Consider the following 16,015-nt stretch of genomic DNA (forward strand, 5'->3'; position numbering starts at 1 on the left):
TAACAGTAGTGGCAATCAATTAATTGGACTAACCGGTCGGGCCACTTAAAACAACATAAAACATCATTAATCCACCAACAAATAAACATATGTATGCTATTAAAGCTGTAACAAATTTAAATGCCCTTGATTGTAACTTATATCTGCTAAAATATATAGCTATCATTGCAATTGCCATTATACCCATAGCAGCAATTGATATCCACATTTTAAGCATGGACAGTGACATCCGCCAAACCACCTTTATTAAGTCTCTTTTCTTATACTTTGTCGCTTTTGTAATCGGAATTTTGATATATATCTAACTCTGTATAGTTCGATAACCCTATTAACAAAAGATGCCCCGAAACTATATTTTATTAGTACTTTCATTAAATTACGAAAAGAAACATTTTATAAGAAAATAACCTTTTTATAATATATTAATACAATTTTCAGATACATCCCGCCAAATATTATATCATACAGCAACATCATTTAAACAATATGACTTTGTCAGGAAGATGAACATATCAATTTGTCCAGGGTTGTCCTTTTAAAGTTCGTTGCTTTTCTTATTGTAAAAATTCTGCTTCAGCCGGATCCTTTGTTTTTATTAGTTCAATGAGTTTTAACTTTATCCGTTTTCTTCCACAAGAACAATATAGTTTCGCTTTTGCAAAAGTTAAAAAAACTGAAGTAAGGGAGCGTTACCTTACTTCAGTAAAAAATAGACTATACCCATTCCTTTGGCTTAAAGCTAATTACTTCATAGCATTTTATGCTAAGAAGTGCTTGTTGGCATCCTCGAATGCCTATATAATAATGGGAAACTTCAATCCATCATCATTTTTTGGCTAAACTTCTAATTCATTGGTTAGATCTTCCATTTCATGGGTTTTCAGCCTACCCATTAATTGATCCACTGCATCCTTAGGATTATTATCGTTAAATAGAACACCAAATAACGCTTCAGTTATTGGCATTTTTACATTATATTTTTCTGATAACTGATAGGCTGCTTTAGTAGTTCGGACACCTTCAACAACCATTCCCATTCTTTCTAACACTTCATCCAAGTTCATACCTTTACCGAGCATATTACCTGCCCGCCAATTCCTGGAATGCACACTTGTACAGGTCACAATTAAATCCCCAATACCTGATAATCCTAAAAAGGTTAAAGGATTTGCTCCCATCTTAGTACCAAGTCTCGCGATTTCCGTTAGGCCACGTGTAATAAGGGCTGCCTTCGCATTATCACCATATCCCAATCCATCTGAAATACCGGCAGCTAATGCTATAATATTCTTTAATGCCCCGCCAATTTCAACTCCGATGACATCTGGGTTAGTATAAACTCTAAAATGCTGATTCATAAACAAATCCTGTACTTTATTAGCTATGTCCATATTTTTAGACGATACAGCTACAGTAGTCGGATGGCGTAAACTTACTTCTTCGGCATGACTAGGACCTGATAGAACCACAATATCTTTAAGAATAGCAGGTGGCAGTTCTTGTTCAATCATTTCGGAAATTCTAAGTAAAGTATCAGGCTCTATTCCCTTGCTTACATGGACAATAGTAATAGGCTTACTTTGAAATTCACGAACTTTCCCCAAGACTTCCCTGATAGCCTTTGTAGGCACAGCAAGAACGACTATCTCCACATCCTGTAATACACTTGTTAGTGAACCAATTCCAGTGATTCCTTCTGGAAGATTGATACCTGGGAGATATTTTTCATTTGTATGTTTACTATTAATTTCGTCGATTTGCTCCTGTTTATGTCCCCATAACCGAACTTCATGACCATTATCTGCTAATACAATAGCTAATGCTGTTCCCCAGCTTCCCGCTCCAATCACAGCCACTTTTTCTATTTTATTTGACATGATATCACCTGCTTAAGGACTTATTTTCTTTGACGAGATAAAATACGAATTGGTGTTCCTTCAAAATCAAATGCATCTCGAATTCGATTTTCTAAAAATCTTTCATAAGAGAAATGCATTAATTCTGGATTATTAACAAAGACAACAAATGTAGGTGGTTTTACAGATACCTGTGTCGAATAATAAATTCTCAGCCTTTGTCCCTTATCGGTAGGCGTTGGATTCATTGCGACAGCATCCATGATAACCTCATTCAATATACTTGATTGGACTCTTAACGCATGATTCTCGCTTACTCTTTTTATGACTGGAATAAGTGAATTGACTCTTTTTTTCGTTTTTGCAGATAAGAAAACAATTGGTGCATAGCTTAAGAACAGAAAATGCTCTCTGATGGATTCTTCGAATTTCTTCATTGTTTTTTCATCTTTTTCAACTGCGTCCCATTTATTAACTACAATGACAATGGCCCTTCCCGCTTCATGTGCATAGCCTGCAATCCGCTTATCCTGTTCTCTTATTCCTTCTTCTCCATTTATAACAACACATACTACATCGGAACGTTCTATCGCTCTTAAAGCACGTAAAACGCTATATTTTTCTGTACTCTCGTAAACTTTACCTTTTTTTCGCATACCTGCAGTATCAATAATAACATAATCTTGATCCTCGAAGGTATAGGATGAGTCTATTGCATCACGAGTAGTACCTTCTATATCACTCACAATAACACGGTCTTCACCTAAAAGGGCATTCACTAATGATGATTTTCCGACATTTGGACGCCCAATAAAACTAAATTTAATAACATCTTCATCGTATGTTGTATCCTCATTAGAAGGAAAGTGTTTTGCGACCTCATCCAATAAATCACCTAAACCAATTCCATGTGCACCTGAGATTGGAAATGGCTCACCAAAGCCAAGGGTGTAGAAATCATATATTTGATCTCTCATTTCAGGATTATCAATCTTATTTACACCTAATACAACCGGTTTCTTGGATCGATATAAAATTTTGGCTACCATTTCGTCAGCTGTTGTAACACCTTCGCGGCCACTAACGATAAAAATTATGACGTCTGCTTCATCAATAGCAATTTCGGCTTGAGCACGTATTTGCTCTAAAAATGGTTCATCTCCTATATCAATACCACCTGTATCAATGATATTAAAATCATGTGTTAACCAATCTGCAGAACTATAGATACGATCTCTTGTAACTCCAGGAATATCCTCAACAATTGAAATGCGTTCCCCGACTATTCGATTGAAAATTGTTGATTTTCCTACGTTAGGACGACCTACTATTGCGACAACTGGTTTTGTCATTTCAATCACCCTTTCATTTATTTTTATAGATTTTCAAAAAAATTTATCCAGCTACTTTTATAATGTAATTTATATATGTAATGATAGAGCAATTTCAGCCCTCACCATAAAGATGTGAAAATATATGTTCAGCTGATTTACAAACATTACAGTCCAATTACTTTTGAAAATTACGAGATTCACCCAAAGGAACTAGCTTTAATAGTTTAACAATAATACGTTTCTCAATCAATGAAAGATTATTATCTTTTCCTCCCAGTACTGTTCCCTTCGCCTCATTTCATCCATGCTTTTGCTTTTCAACAGAACTTTTCATAGAAAGATAAGAGGAAATATGTTGAATAAAGAACCATGTTAAGGTAAACAGAAAATAAATAGAGCATATGTCTAAATAATCACCCGAACATGCATTATAGGAAAAGCCCCATTTGGTTAAAATAACCCCATATACAATCTCACCCTGAACGGTTCCTAGAATAGAACATACTAGATGGGAAAATAAATTTTTCGGAAACAAAAGCTGCGCAATAATAAAAATTAATATTGCTGACATCAAATGATAATCAATTATCACCCATACAGGATCAAATAAACTCATTAATAAAAATCCCGAGTATCCGGTAATCATTATTAATATGGAAATCATCATAAATAATCTTTGTGTTAAGGACAGTGAAACAATATATATATATCCGATAATAAGAAGTATAATTGCAGGCAATTGAATACTTAATGGTGTTAGTTGTATTTTATACGGATACAGGATTAATAATACAAGTGATAGTAATGCTAATGGAAACCTATACTTATTACGCTTATGCAAAAGAAATGTGGCGACAATCCATGTTCCCCACCAAAAACCGATAAATATGGATCCGGACACTTTCGAACCTCCCATCTTCAACCATTTATAACCATTATCCATTATAGGAAAAGAAAAAAAGTTCTAATCGTGAATAGCAAATATTTATAGTGAAATCCTTACAATATAGGCGGATCAAAGTACCACCGAGGTGTTCCATATTTACTCGGCTGTCTTATATTTGGTCTTTTTTGCTTAGAGTAAAGGAGGTGTGAACATGGGGAAAGACAGACAAGAGAAGAAATTAAAAAAGAGCAGAAGGGTTGAATCTGATCGCGATCAAGCACTGCATCACGATGGAGCAACAAGATTAGAAGGTCCTGAAGAAGCTAGAAAACGACAAAGATGATGAACTACTTAAATAACAAAGAAAGTATTCTGTGCCATAGAAAAGGAGCTCCCTCGCTGAGAGCTCCTTTGATTCATGTTAATTTTTCAAACCCTTTAATTTATCACCAATCATTTCACCTAATTGGAATCCTTTTGTTTCCTCAGGCAATTCGTACTCAACATGATTATCAGAATTGTTTTCTTCTAATTCCTTTATACTTAATGAAAGTCTTTGTTCCTTTTCATTGACATCTAAGACTTTTACTTTTACTTCTTGCCCTTCCTTTAATACCTCATGAGGTGTCCCGATATGTTTATGGGAGATTTGCGAAATATGAACAAGACCTTCCACACCTGGAAATACCTCCACAAATGCTCCAAACGAAACAATGCGCTTCACAACCCCGGTTAAAACGGAATCCACAGCTGCCGTTTCTTCAATATTAGCCCATGGTCCCGGTTGAGTTTCCTTGATGGATAATGAAATTCGTTCATTATCAAAATCAACGGAAAGTACTTTAACTTGGACCGTGTCCCCTTCTTGAACAACCTCTGAAGGCATTGATACATGCTTATGTGATAACTGCGAAATGTGTACTAATCCATCCACACCACCAATATCAACAAAAGCTCCAAAGTTGGTGATTCTTTGTACAGTACCTTTTAAAATCTGCCCTACACTGATTTTCTTTAGAACTTCTTTCTTTTTTTGTTCCTTCTCTGTTTCAATAACAGCACGATGAGAAAGTATTAGACGGTTTTTGTCACGCTCTAATTCAACAATTTTAAAAGATAGATTTTTCCCTTTATATTCTGAAAAGTCATCAACATAGTGATCTTCCACTAATGATGCCGGCACAAATCCTCTTACACCTAGATCGACAACGAGACCACCTTTTACAACATCATTTACTACCGCTTCAAAAACCTCACCATTTTCAAAACGGCGCTTCATTTCTTCCCAGGCATTCTCGGCATCTACTTTACGCTTTGAAACAATAAGTGCGTCTTCTTCTACCTTAGTAACAATTAAATCTAATTCGTCTCCCTCTTTTACTACATCAGAAGCATGCTCAATATGGAGACTTGAAAGTTCGCTTATTGGAATAATACCATCAAGTTTACTTCCATCAATTGAAACAAGCACTTGCTTTTCTTCAATCTTGGTTACAGTTCCTTTAACTTTATCATTTTCTGAAAAAGTTCTGACCTCTACTTGATTCATATCCTCTGTCATATGTACTCCTCCTTAATCGAACTACTTAATGCTTCTCATTACTGCATTAGATGAAAAAGTAATAACAAGCATTACCTAAAAAAACAGAATGAATATTACTCACATCATCCTAAAATTTAATTATTCAAAAAAATTCTTCTCTCTACTAACTTCTTACAAATATATTATTTTGTCAAGTAAAGTAGTCTTCTAATTAGGCTATTTTTCGCATAGATTGTTGTTTTCGTATAAGTTTATTAACATGCATTAATAAATGCTTCGTGGCAGCTTTCGTATGATTAATTGCGAAAATTGCCTAGAAACGTAGTAAATGACCTTTATTATGTTCCAATTGAAACAAAGTTTACTAAAAGAGCCTCTATTTATGATTTTCAATAAGAGTGCGAATATTACTCATGATGACTTCTGTCACTTCATCAGCACTTGCCTTATTTTCCCTCAACTGCTGCATTTCAATTGGCTTTCCATATACCACTTTAAGCTTTCTAAACGGCTTGTACGGACCTATTATTGCACATGGAACGACATGGGCATCTGATCTTAATGCAAAAAAACCAGCCCCAGCTAATCCCTTTCCAAGTTCGCCGGTTTTGCTGCGATGTCCTTCAGGAAATAGTCCTAATACCTTATTTTCCTTTAAAGCAGACAATCCTTTTCTTAATGCCTCACGGTCGCTCATACCCCTTTTCACTGGAAAGGCATTTAAATTATTTACTAATGTCCCAATAACTGGGGTATTAAAAAGCTCTTCTTTTGCCATGAACACGACAGGTCGCGGACATGTAATCCCCACTACAGGAGGATCAAAATTATCAATATGATTCGTACAGAGTAGAACTCCCCCATCCTTAGGGAAATTCTCAAGACCACTTACATCTATTCTGTATAAGGGCTTAAACACCGCATTTACCACGGCTTTTGCAAATGAATAAAAAGTCACTGCATTCCAATCCTTTCATTGGCAAGGTTCATGATTTTATCTACAACTTCCTCAATAGATAAAGATGTAGTATCCAATTCGATAGCATCAGCGGCTTTTTTCAAAGGTGCTACTTCTCTTTCAGAATCTAATTTGTCCCTAAGAGTAATTTCTTCCTTCAGTTGATTAATATCCGATGGAAAACCTTTTGATACATTTTCGGCATGTCTTCTTTGTGCACGTTCCTCCACACTAGCTAATAAAAAGATTTTCAGCTCTGCATCGGGTATTACATGGGTACCTATATCTCTGCCGTCCATTACAATACCGCCATCTTTTGCAAATTCTTGTTGTCGTCTGACCATTTCCTCGCGCACAGAACGATATTTAGAAACGATAGAAACAGAATTTGTCACATCCGCTTCCCGAATTTGATTGGTAACATTTTTTCCATCTACAAAAACTAATTGCCCGTTTGTACTCGCTTCTAATTTAATATTTGTGTTAAACAATAGATCTGCTAATGCATTTTCATTTTCTAAATCAACCTGATTTTGAATGGCTTTGTATGTTAATGATCTATACATTGCACCCGTGTCTATATAAATATATGACAGCTTCTCTGCAACAATTTTAGCCACTGTACTTTTTCCGGCAGCAGCTGGTCCGTCAATTGCGATACGTATTTTTTCCATTTTTATTCACCTACTAATCCTAACCTATGTAATTAATCTTTTTTATATTATCATAAAAAAAGTGATTAAGTGATATAACCTCATTTGTTTTTATTAATATACTTATTATTTTGATATGCGGTTATCCATTTTTAAATAGAAAAAAGACAGCATTCATTTCTGTCTTCATTCATGATTTTTCCATGTATCCATAATAGGTGTTTCATTTTGATTGTTGACACCTTCATAAACCGTGATTCTTTGCAAATCCTTTATAAGTTGGAAATTCTGAAATATAAATTGGAAAAATATTAGTAATAAGAAATGCAAAATGGCTATTTTTATTATCAGCCGTTCTATTGTTTTCATCGTTTTCACTCCAATAAGGCATATTTTCCTAGTCTCCATTATTGGGATTGTGATAATGAATTATACTACTTTTTAAGATCGTAATCCTTTTTTCTTAAATTCCAGCTGCTTTTCAAAGCAAAATCTTAATAATTGCTGTTTCTCTTTAGGACTAATTTCTTTAAACTGGAGTGATGCAACTTTCTTACCGTCTTTTTCCCACACTCGAATAACGGAAAACGATAATCTTAAATAGGCATGACCGGATTGAAGAGGTAGAACAAATAAACCTTCTCCTTCTTCATTTTTATTTACATCAATATTTACTGGAAGGAGTAATGCGCATCCTCCGGCACTTATATCCTCCGTTATAGTAGTAAATTGCAAATTGGAGGTTGGCATAGATACAGCTGTATCAACCGCAGTTTCAATGCGGACAAATTGTCGTCTTTGAATTTTTATTAATTGATCATCCCCTGGATAATGTAGAACGATCATAGGAATATTCTTTTTAACCTTACCTATCACTTGAGTTCTAAATTTAAAGGCAGTGTTATCGTCGGAAATAAAAGTGGCATTTAACGATAAGGAATTTACTAAAAATGTCGTTTTGTTTGTTTTAATGTTAATTGGGTAATCGATATAAATGCTATCCCCTTCAATATCTGCAATCTTACATTTATATTGTTCATCCAAATTGTTATCTAATGGTTCTAGCGTCAAGGTTGTACCAATTTTTAACATATAAATAAGTATCCTTCCCCATGTTTTTCCTTCATCTATAACTATTTTACCAATAAATAAAAAGATATTAAATTAATTATGCAAAATTTTATTGAAAATCCAGAAAAAAATATTAGACTGCAATATCATGCGAGTTAACGCTTTCGTGTTAGTTATGCACAAAAAAGGAAAGCTATTGCTTTCCATTAAAGGGCATTTCTATAAAGAGGCTCTGCGTTTTTCAGCTTCTCCACTTTTTCTTCAATTCCGTTATCAGCGTTTATATAAATTCGATACGTATCATTACCTAATGTCCCTAAAAATTCATAGCATAAAACTTCTTCATTCAAATCATTCACGATAACAGCTAATCTATCTTCCATTACCTTTAACTTAGGATTAACATATCCTCTAGCATCTGCAAGAGAAATAGCCGGTTTTGGAATATTTCGCATGTGATGGCTTTGCAGATAATCCTCCGTAGTAAAACCAACCACCTGTCCGTTATCCAAAGCTATTTTCATCTTAATGGTTTCAGGATAAATTCTAATCCCTTTTTGGACGGTGACAAAGGAATAAACGCCTACTGTATCAAATTGTGTGCTCTCAAATAGTTCCATTCCATTAAACCCATGATTCCTCAAAAAGCCTGCTGCCTTTTTTTCGCCATCATTTAAGCTTAATTTTTGTTTTCCTATATTACGGTTATTTATATACCAGATTGGATAACCGCCCTTTTTCGTTATATCCATTGCTTCTACTTGCTCCCCAGGTGCCTTTAAAGTAACGCTGTAAAAACCAAAATGAGCTCCTTTTTTACTTTGAGTAACTTTTACTACCTTTGAATCTTTTTTACCTGAATAAGTTTTTGCTATTTTTTGTGCTTCCCCCTTGGATATTATGCTACCTTGTACATGTCTATATTCCGTATCCTTTTTGTTGTAGCTCACAAATGAGGGATTGTTCATATTCGCCTCATCATACCCTTTTGCAGTTTTTTCTACTGTTTTGAAACCATCAATGATAGTATTATCAGAAGCCTCTTTTCCCGTTGCTAATGCCAGCTCGACATCCATCCATCTTAAATTATTTTTAAGAACAAGATGTTGAACATTGCGAAGCTCATCTTGTATGTCCTTGCTTTGGCTGTAGAGCTTTTTTAATGTTCCATATTCCTCGTCGGTTAATGGTTTTTTATCTAGATCTCTTATTGCCGTTTTATAGCTGAAGGTTCCGATCTTAGCTAAGAATTCCTCCGTTTTATTAAATGGTAGAAGTGTAAGTGGAAGCTGACCTACATTACTATGCGCTTCCGATGTCAATCTCCAGACCTCCGCCAACCCGGGTGACAAAGATTTCCGGGAATTCATTGCAAGTGTAGTACCAATTTTATCGTGCAATAAATCAACCTGATAGGCCAAGTCATGGAAGGCACGTTGATAATTGTTTTCCGAATTTAGCAATATCGCATTTTTTTCGCGATGCTCCTGGTATCCCCAGACTGCAGTTCCCACTACTCCGAGTGACAAAACAGCTATCAATATTCCTCTTAACAATTTTCATCACCCCTTATTTACAGAAAATATGTTTACCTATTTGTTTTATTTGTGGTCTTCCCCATATCCATTTACTAGTAGCGGTTGCTGGATTGAAGTAATATAATGCATTCCCTGTTGGGTCCCAGCCATTTATTGCATCCATCACTGCTTTTTCAGCCATTTTATTTGGTGTTAACCATATTTGACCATCCGCAACGGCAGTGAAGGCCCCCGGCTGAAAAATAACTCCCGATACGGTATTTGGAAACGAAGGACTCCCAACACGATTCAAAATGACTGCTGCTACAGCTACTTGCCCCTCATATGGTTCCCCTCTTGATTCTCCATACACTGCATTTGACATTAACCGAATATCATTTTGCGAGTACCCATTCGGTACATTGGATGCAGTTACGTTGGATGTATTATTGCTTGCATTATTTTTTTGTGCAGAATTATTGTTCGAGGTGGAGGATTTTGGCTTAATCTGTTTATTAATATCCACACCGCCATAATATGTAAAGTCATTCCCAAGTTTAATTTGCCCCATTACAAAACCACGATTGTAATTAGAAGCTGAAGCCAGTTTGGCCTTTGTACCGGCACCCGCTAACCCATCCACCTTTAGTCCAAATTTCTCCTGAAAATTTCTAAGTGCCCAATAAGTACCCCATCCAAATACACCATCAATTTTCCCGTGATAAAATCCTATATTTTGTAAACGAGCTTGTAATTCTATCACATCCTCACCTGTAGCCCCCCGCTGTATAACTTGATTGGAAAAAGCTTTGGCAGGGAGACACTGATTCGAAATAGATAAAAAGAAAACTGTCACTAGGACGAAGATTATTTTCCAAAAAGAGCTATACAACATGATTCTAACCCTCCAAAATATGATGTAGAATTATATCTAGTTTTTGTAGTAAGAGGTATTTTATTCAAGAAAAATAGAAGGGATGGAAAGGTTGGCAAAAGTATGATGGAAATGGAAGGTAATATAAATAAAAAAAGTAATAGGATAAAAACTCCTATTACTTCTTATTTTTCTATTGTATTTTGATGAAATTTTTCCGTTAATAAATGAGCCTGTTTTACTTTTCTTAAACCGTACCACCATAAAAAAAGCATAAATGGTATCATACAATAAATCCAATTATCGAAAGACAAGAGAATAAAATCATATACCCCGTGAAGAAGGAAGGATATAAAAAACGATAGAAAGATCCACTTAATATAATTATTACTTGAAAATTTTCCTTTACCAAGATAGTATCCCATCACAACACCGAATAAAGCATGACTGGAAACAGGGAGCAGGGCACGGCCGAATGCAACCCCAAGCCCATTCCCTAATATAGAAAGAATATTTTCAACAGTAGCAAACCCAAGCGATACGCTTACACCATAAACAATTCCGTCATATGGTTCGTTAAAATCACCATGCATATATACAGCAAAATATAAAATGAACCATTTAAAAAATTCCTCTAGAAGCGAAGTGCTAATAAAGGCAATTCCGAATTTCCCTTGTAATACATTTTCAGTAGTTAACACATGCTGAATAAACATAATAGGGAATGTAAGAATCGCTCCATACATAAATGATTTTATCACTAACAGGATTGGTTCCTGTTCATATTGATCTCTTAAGTAAAAATAACATAAGAGTGCAAGACTCGGTGCAAGGCCCGCTGATATAATTACCAGCATGAAACGCCCTCTTTTCTTTCTGTTTTCTTAATCGTAACATGTATATATTCCAATGGAAATAACATTCTTGAAAAGAAGATTAAAATATAAGAAATATCGTTTCTTTTGTAGTAAAATGTAAATACCTAAATTTATATAACAACTTTGGGGGAAAAACGGATGAAAAAAAATATTTTAATTATTCATACAGGCGGAACCATTTCTATGTACGAGGATCAGGAGACTGGTGCAGTTAAACCAGGGCAGGAAAATCCTTTAACCGCTCATACAGCTAATCTTTCAGACCTTGCTAACTTGGTCATAAAAGAACCTTTTAACCTTCCGTCACCACATATTACAACAAACGAAATGCTAATGTTAAAAGAATTAATTATCGATGAATATAAAAAAAATCAAATTGATGGAGTAGTCATTACACATGGAACAGATACACTGGAAGAGACTGCTTATTTTCTTGATTTAACGATTCCATATGATTTTCCTATTGTTGTAACCGGTGCAATGCGCTCAAGCAATGAAATTGGATCAGATGGATTATATAACTTAATATCATCTGTCCGTGTTGCGGCAAGCGATGGGGCACGAGGAAAAGGTGTTTTAGTCGTTTTAAATGATGAAATACACACTGCCAAAAATGTAACAAAAACTCATACAAGTAATGTCTCAACCTTCCAAAGCCCACAATACGGACCAATAGGTATCGTAGCAAAGCAAGGGATTATCTTTCATCATCAGCCTACTGACAGAGAATATTACAACATAAACCAAATCTCTAAAAAAGTGGCACTTATTAAAGCACATGCAGGAATGGACTCGTCCCTCTTCTTTGCTATAAGTGATATGAACTATGACGGGGTAGTGATAGAGGCATTAGGGCAAGGAAATCTACCCCCTGCTGCCGTGGAAGGAGTTCAAAAGCTCATTAACGAAAATATTCCTGTTATTTTAGTATCCAGATGTTTTAACGGGATTGTACAAGATGTATATGGCTATGAGGGCGGAGGTAAAAGGCTAAAAGAAATGGGAGCTATTTTTTCAAATGGCCTAAATGGCCAAAAGGCAAGAATCAAGCTATTAATTACCCTTTCCTATACAGGGGATATAAAGGAAATAGAAGACATATTTCATCATTAAAAAAGGGTATTTTCTTATACCTTATTGCTTTTTCAAACAAAATTCTTCATAACCACCTGATATTCAGTTATAAATGAATAATTTACTTAAGAAAAGATGCCCCGAACTAAGACTTTATTAGGATTTATAACAATATACGAAAATCAACAAGTTAAAATCTGCTTTTGGATTTTAACAATCTATACGAAAATAGCCTTAAAGAACAAATGCGCGGCGCGCCTTGAACATCGGCGTATGGATGAGTGAAATTGTACTTCTAATTTCACTTGGTGAAATTGTACTTCTAATTTCACTTGGTGAAATTGTACTTCTAATTTTACTTGGTGAAATTGTACTTCTAATTTTACTTGGTGAAATTGTACTTCTAATTTTACTTGGTGAAATTGTACTTCTAATTTTACTTGGTGAAATTGTACTTCTAATTTCACTTGGAGCTAGACATAGATCATTTTTACAAAAGTTATCCACAAGGTTGAATTTTATAAATTCCTAAGCAAAAATAAGCTCCCGCATTTGCGCCGGAGCTTATTTTGTTTCACGGTATTGGATAGATTTGGCGATCAATCCGCCATGAAAACGGCCATTTTCAATAAAAATTTCATTGGCATTATTTCCGGCTGCTATAACACCTGCGATGAAAATCCCTTCTACATTCGTTTCCATTGTTTCTTCGTTAAACTTTGGTTTTCCGGTTTCGTCATCGATCTCTACGCCCATTTTCTTAATGAAACTATGATCAGGATGGTATCCTGTCATAGCAAATACAAAATCATTTGCAATTTCTTTTGTTTCGCCGTCAACTTTGTAAATTAAACTATTCTCTTTTATTTCTAATACATTTGCACCAAAATCTAAATGAATGTAATCATTACGAACAAGAGAATCAAATTCAGGTAAAATCCATGGCTTTACACTTTTAGAATATTCATTTCCTCGATATAATACGGTCACTCTTGCCCCCGCCTTATTCAACTCAATAGCTGCATCTACAGCCGAGTTCTTTCCTCCAATCACCGCTACATCCATATCAAAAAATGGATGTGCTTCTTTAAAATAATGAAGTACTTTATCTAATTCTTCACCAGGAATATTCATATAATTTGGATGATCATAATAGCCTGTCGCTATAACAACATATGGTGTCACATATTCGTCTTTTGAGGTAGATACGATAAATTCCCCATTATTTTTTATCACCTTTAATACCTTTTCATAACGATTAACCCTTATAGATTTTCTCTTTGCAACTTCACGATAGTAGGTTAAAGCTTGATTGCGTTTTGGCTTTAAATTTTCGGTAATAAAAGGCACTTCACCGATTTCTAGCTTTTCACTTGAACTAAAAAACGTTTGGTGAGTTGGATAATGGTAAATGGAATTTACTATATTCCCCTTTTCAATTATGAGCGCATTTTTACCAATTCCCTGCAGGGCTATTGCGGCCGCTAACCCACATGGACCACCGCCAACAATGATACAATCCTCTCGCTGCATATTTCCACCTCAATCTTTATTCTTATACAGAGTTTAAAATACATGTTATTAATAAAGGCTATTTTCGCATAGATTGTTAAAATCCAAACGGCGATTTTAACCTGTTACCTTTCGCATAAGTTCATCCATCCGAATAACTAAATACTTTGCGGCATCTCGAAAGAACATTTGTGAAAATCGCCTGAAAACATAATTAGAACCTTTTTAAGTTCCAACAGCAACAGAGTTTACAAAAAGAGCCTTAATAAGTGGTTGTTTTACCACACATAAATTAGTATATACACTAAATAAATAAATCCCCTATCAACATGATAGGGGATATTAATTCTGTCTGCAAAGAAATTGAACTGAATAGAAAAAGTAAAATAAGTCCGGCAATTAAGGCTTTTACCTTGTTGCAATTTACGTAAACTTTAAGATTACAAACTAAAACAGCTTATAGTAAATTAAATCCAACCTCTGAAGCGAGATGCTTCTGCTGCTTTTCGTACACCAACCATATATGCCGCAAGTCTCATATTAACTCTTCTTGATTGTGCAGTATTGTATACATTTTCAAAGGAATGAACTAATACTTTTTCAAGCTTTTCATCAATTTCTTCTTCTGTCCAATAATAACCTTGATTATTTTGAACCCATTCAAAATAAGAAACCGTTACTCCACCTGCAGAAGCAAGCACGTCTGGTACTAATAAAATACCACGTTCTGTTAAAATTCTTGTTGCTTCTAAAGTTGTCGGACCATTTGCTGCCTCTACAATAATTTGGGCACGGATATTGTGAGCGTTTTCTTCCGTAATTTGATTTTCAATTGCTGCAGGAACAAGAATATCACAATCTAATTCAAGTAATTCTTTATTTGTAATTGTATTATCAAATAGTTTTGTTACAGTGCCAAAACTATCACGTCTATCAAGTAAATAATCAATATCTAAACCATCTGGATCATATAGTGCTCCATAAGCATCCGAAATACCAATAACTTTCGCACCTTCATCATGCATGAATTTTGCCAAAAAGCTTCCGGCATTACCAAATCCTTGAACAACAACACGAGCACCTTTTAATTCGATTCCTCTGCGCTTTGCAGCTTCATGGATACAAATCGTTACTCCTTTTGCTGTTGCTGATTCACGTCCATGAGATCCACCAAGCACTAAAGGCTTTCCGGTAATAAATCCTGGAGAATTAAACTCATCCATTCGGCTATACTCGTCCATCATCCAAGCCATAATTTGAGAGTTAGTGAATACATCTGGTGCTGGGATATCTTTTGTTGGACCAACAATTTGACTAATTGCACGTACATATCCACGGCTTAATGCCTCAAGTTCACGGAATGACATTTCACGAGGGTCACAAATAATGCCCCCTTTACCTCCGCCATATGGCAGATTTACAATTCCGCATTTTAAGGTCATCCAAATGGATAGTGCTTTTACTTCGTTTTCTGTTACATTTGGATGAAAACGAATACCGCCTTTTGTAGGACCTACAGCATCGTTATGCTGTGCACGATACCCAGTAAATATTTTGGTTGTACCGTCATCCATACGAACTGGAATTTTAACCGTTAACATTCTAATCGGTTCCTTCAAGAGTTCGTACACTTCTTCCGGATATCCGAGCTTTTCTAATGCTTCGTGGATAACCGTTTGTGTTGATTTCAAAACATCATGTTTTTCTTCTAAAGCTTTTTGTTCTGCACCCTTCTCGGCTGCCATTATTGCAAACCTCCTAATGATCACTCAGTAATAAAGGATTGAGCCTTTCAGACATAGTATACACTTTTAATTCATGATTGCAATATTAAAAATGATACATTTCATATTTTTTGT

General features: G+C 35.2%; 17 protein-coding genes. 3 read left to right on the top strand and 14 right to left on the bottom strand.

What is annotated here, in order from left to right; all coding sequences use genetic code 11:
* Positions 1-28: 28 nt before the first annotated feature.
* From KHA87_RS08330 to KHA87_RS08345, 4 genes are all read right to left on the bottom strand, one after another.
* Complete coding sequence (locus KHA87_RS08330) at positions 29-229, bottom strand: DUF2768 domain-containing protein (protein ID WP_213093612.1); 201 nt, start codon at positions 227-229, stop codon at positions 29-31.
* A gap of 607 nt (positions 230-836) precedes the next feature.
* A complete protein-coding gene (locus KHA87_RS08335) occupies positions 837-1,877 on the bottom strand; it encodes an NAD(P)H-dependent glycerol-3-phosphate dehydrogenase (RefSeq protein WP_249310214.1) in 1,041 nt (346 codons plus the stop codon).
* A gap of 20 nt (positions 1,878-1,897) precedes the next feature.
* The gene (der, locus tag KHA87_RS08340) at positions 1,898-3,208 is read right to left on the bottom strand and encodes a ribosome biogenesis GTPase Der (RefSeq protein ID WP_213093613.1); all 1,311 of its coding nucleotides are present in this window, start codon (positions 3,206-3,208) and stop codon (positions 1,898-1,900) included.
* A gap of 280 nt (positions 3,209-3,488) precedes the next feature.
* The gene (locus KHA87_RS08345) at positions 3,489-4,091 is read right to left on the bottom strand and encodes a YphA family membrane protein (RefSeq protein ID WP_213093614.1); all 603 of its coding nucleotides are present in this window, start codon (positions 4,089-4,091) and stop codon (positions 3,489-3,491) included.
* 196 nt (positions 4,092-4,287) lie between these two features.
* On the opposite strand from KHA87_RS08345, the gene KHA87_RS08350 reads away from it, so the two are divergent.
* On the top strand, positions 4,288-4,419 hold the full coding sequence (locus KHA87_RS08350; protein WP_213093615.1) for a YpzI family protein: 132 nt from the start codon (positions 4,288-4,290) through the stop codon (positions 4,417-4,419).
* A gap of 78 nt (positions 4,420-4,497) precedes the next feature.
* Here KHA87_RS08350 and rpsA read toward each other — a convergent pair whose 3' ends face one another.
* The 8 genes from rpsA to prsW form a co-directional block, all read right to left on the bottom strand.
* The gene (gene rpsA, locus KHA87_RS08355; RefSeq protein WP_213093616.1) at positions 4,498-5,637 is read right to left on the bottom strand and encodes a 30S ribosomal protein S1; all 1,140 of its coding nucleotides are present in this window, start codon (positions 5,635-5,637) and stop codon (positions 4,498-4,500) included.
* 358 nt (positions 5,638-5,995) lie between these two features.
* On the bottom strand, positions 5,996-6,577 hold the full coding sequence (locus tag KHA87_RS08360; RefSeq protein ID WP_213093617.1) for a lysophospholipid acyltransferase family protein: 582 nt from the start codon (positions 6,575-6,577) through the stop codon (positions 5,996-5,998).
* Complete coding sequence (gene cmk / locus KHA87_RS08365; RefSeq protein ID WP_213093618.1) at positions 6,574-7,251, bottom strand: (d)CMP kinase; 678 nt, start codon at positions 7,249-7,251, stop codon at positions 6,574-6,576. Before cmk ends, KHA87_RS08360 begins: the two co-directional genes overlap by 4 nt.
* 165 nt (positions 7,252-7,416) lie before the next feature.
* Positions 7,417-7,599, bottom strand: a complete 183-nt coding sequence (locus tag KHA87_RS08370; RefSeq protein WP_213093619.1) for a DUF5359 family protein — start codon at positions 7,597-7,599, stop codon at positions 7,417-7,419.
* Between the two features lie 72 nt (positions 7,600-7,671).
* Positions 7,672-8,322 carry a flagellar brake protein gene (locus KHA87_RS08375; RefSeq protein ID WP_213093620.1) on the bottom strand — a complete coding sequence of 217 codons (651 nt, stop codon included), beginning with the start codon at positions 8,320-8,322 and terminating at the stop codon, positions 7,672-7,674.
* Between the two features lie 185 nt (positions 8,323-8,507).
* Positions 8,508-9,857 carry a germination protein YpeB gene (ypeB, locus tag KHA87_RS08380; protein WP_213093621.1) on the bottom strand — a complete coding sequence of 450 codons (1,350 nt, stop codon included), beginning with the start codon at positions 9,855-9,857 and terminating at the stop codon, positions 8,508-8,510.
* A gap of 13 nt (positions 9,858-9,870) precedes the next feature.
* Positions 9,871-10,713, bottom strand: coding sequence for a spore cortex-lytic enzyme (gene sleB / locus KHA87_RS08385; protein ID WP_213093622.1), 843 nt, complete (start codon positions 10,711-10,713; stop codon positions 9,871-9,873).
* A 164-nt stretch (positions 10,714-10,877) separates the two neighbouring features.
* Positions 10,878-11,549, bottom strand: a complete 672-nt coding sequence (prsW, locus tag KHA87_RS08390) for a glutamic-type intramembrane protease PrsW (RefSeq protein ID WP_213093623.1) — start codon at positions 11,547-11,549, stop codon at positions 10,878-10,880.
* 159 nt (positions 11,550-11,708) lie between these two features.
* Between prsW and KHA87_RS08395 the strand changes: the two genes are divergently transcribed.
* Both KHA87_RS08395 and KHA87_RS22165 read left to right on the top strand, forming a co-directional pair.
* Positions 11,709-12,683 carry an asparaginase gene (locus KHA87_RS08395; RefSeq protein WP_213093624.1) on the top strand — a complete coding sequence of 325 codons (975 nt, stop codon included), beginning with the start codon at positions 11,709-11,711 and terminating at the stop codon, positions 12,681-12,683.
* A 220-nt stretch (positions 12,684-12,903) separates the two neighbouring features.
* A complete protein-coding gene (locus KHA87_RS22165) occupies positions 12,904-13,176 on the top strand; it encodes a hypothetical protein (RefSeq protein WP_249310216.1) in 273 nt (90 codons plus the stop codon).
* 32 nt (positions 13,177-13,208) lie between these two features.
* Here KHA87_RS22165 and KHA87_RS08405 read toward each other — a convergent pair whose 3' ends face one another.
* Positions 13,209-14,177: a YpdA family putative bacillithiol disulfide reductase gene (locus KHA87_RS08405; RefSeq protein WP_213093626.1), complete on the bottom strand. Its 969-nt coding sequence runs from the start codon at positions 14,175-14,177 to the stop codon at positions 13,209-13,211.
* Positions 14,178-14,623: 446 nt separating this feature from the next.
* Positions 14,624-15,901: a Glu/Leu/Phe/Val family dehydrogenase gene (locus KHA87_RS08410; protein WP_213093627.1), complete on the bottom strand. Its 1,278-nt coding sequence runs from the start codon at positions 15,899-15,901 to the stop codon at positions 14,624-14,626.
* Positions 15,902-16,015: the final 114 nt, after the last annotated feature.

Origin of the sequence: Bacillus sp. FJAT-49736, assembly GCF_018343615.1 — a bacterium.
Lineage (GTDB): Bacteria > Bacillota > Bacilli > Bacillales > Bacillaceae_C > Margalitia.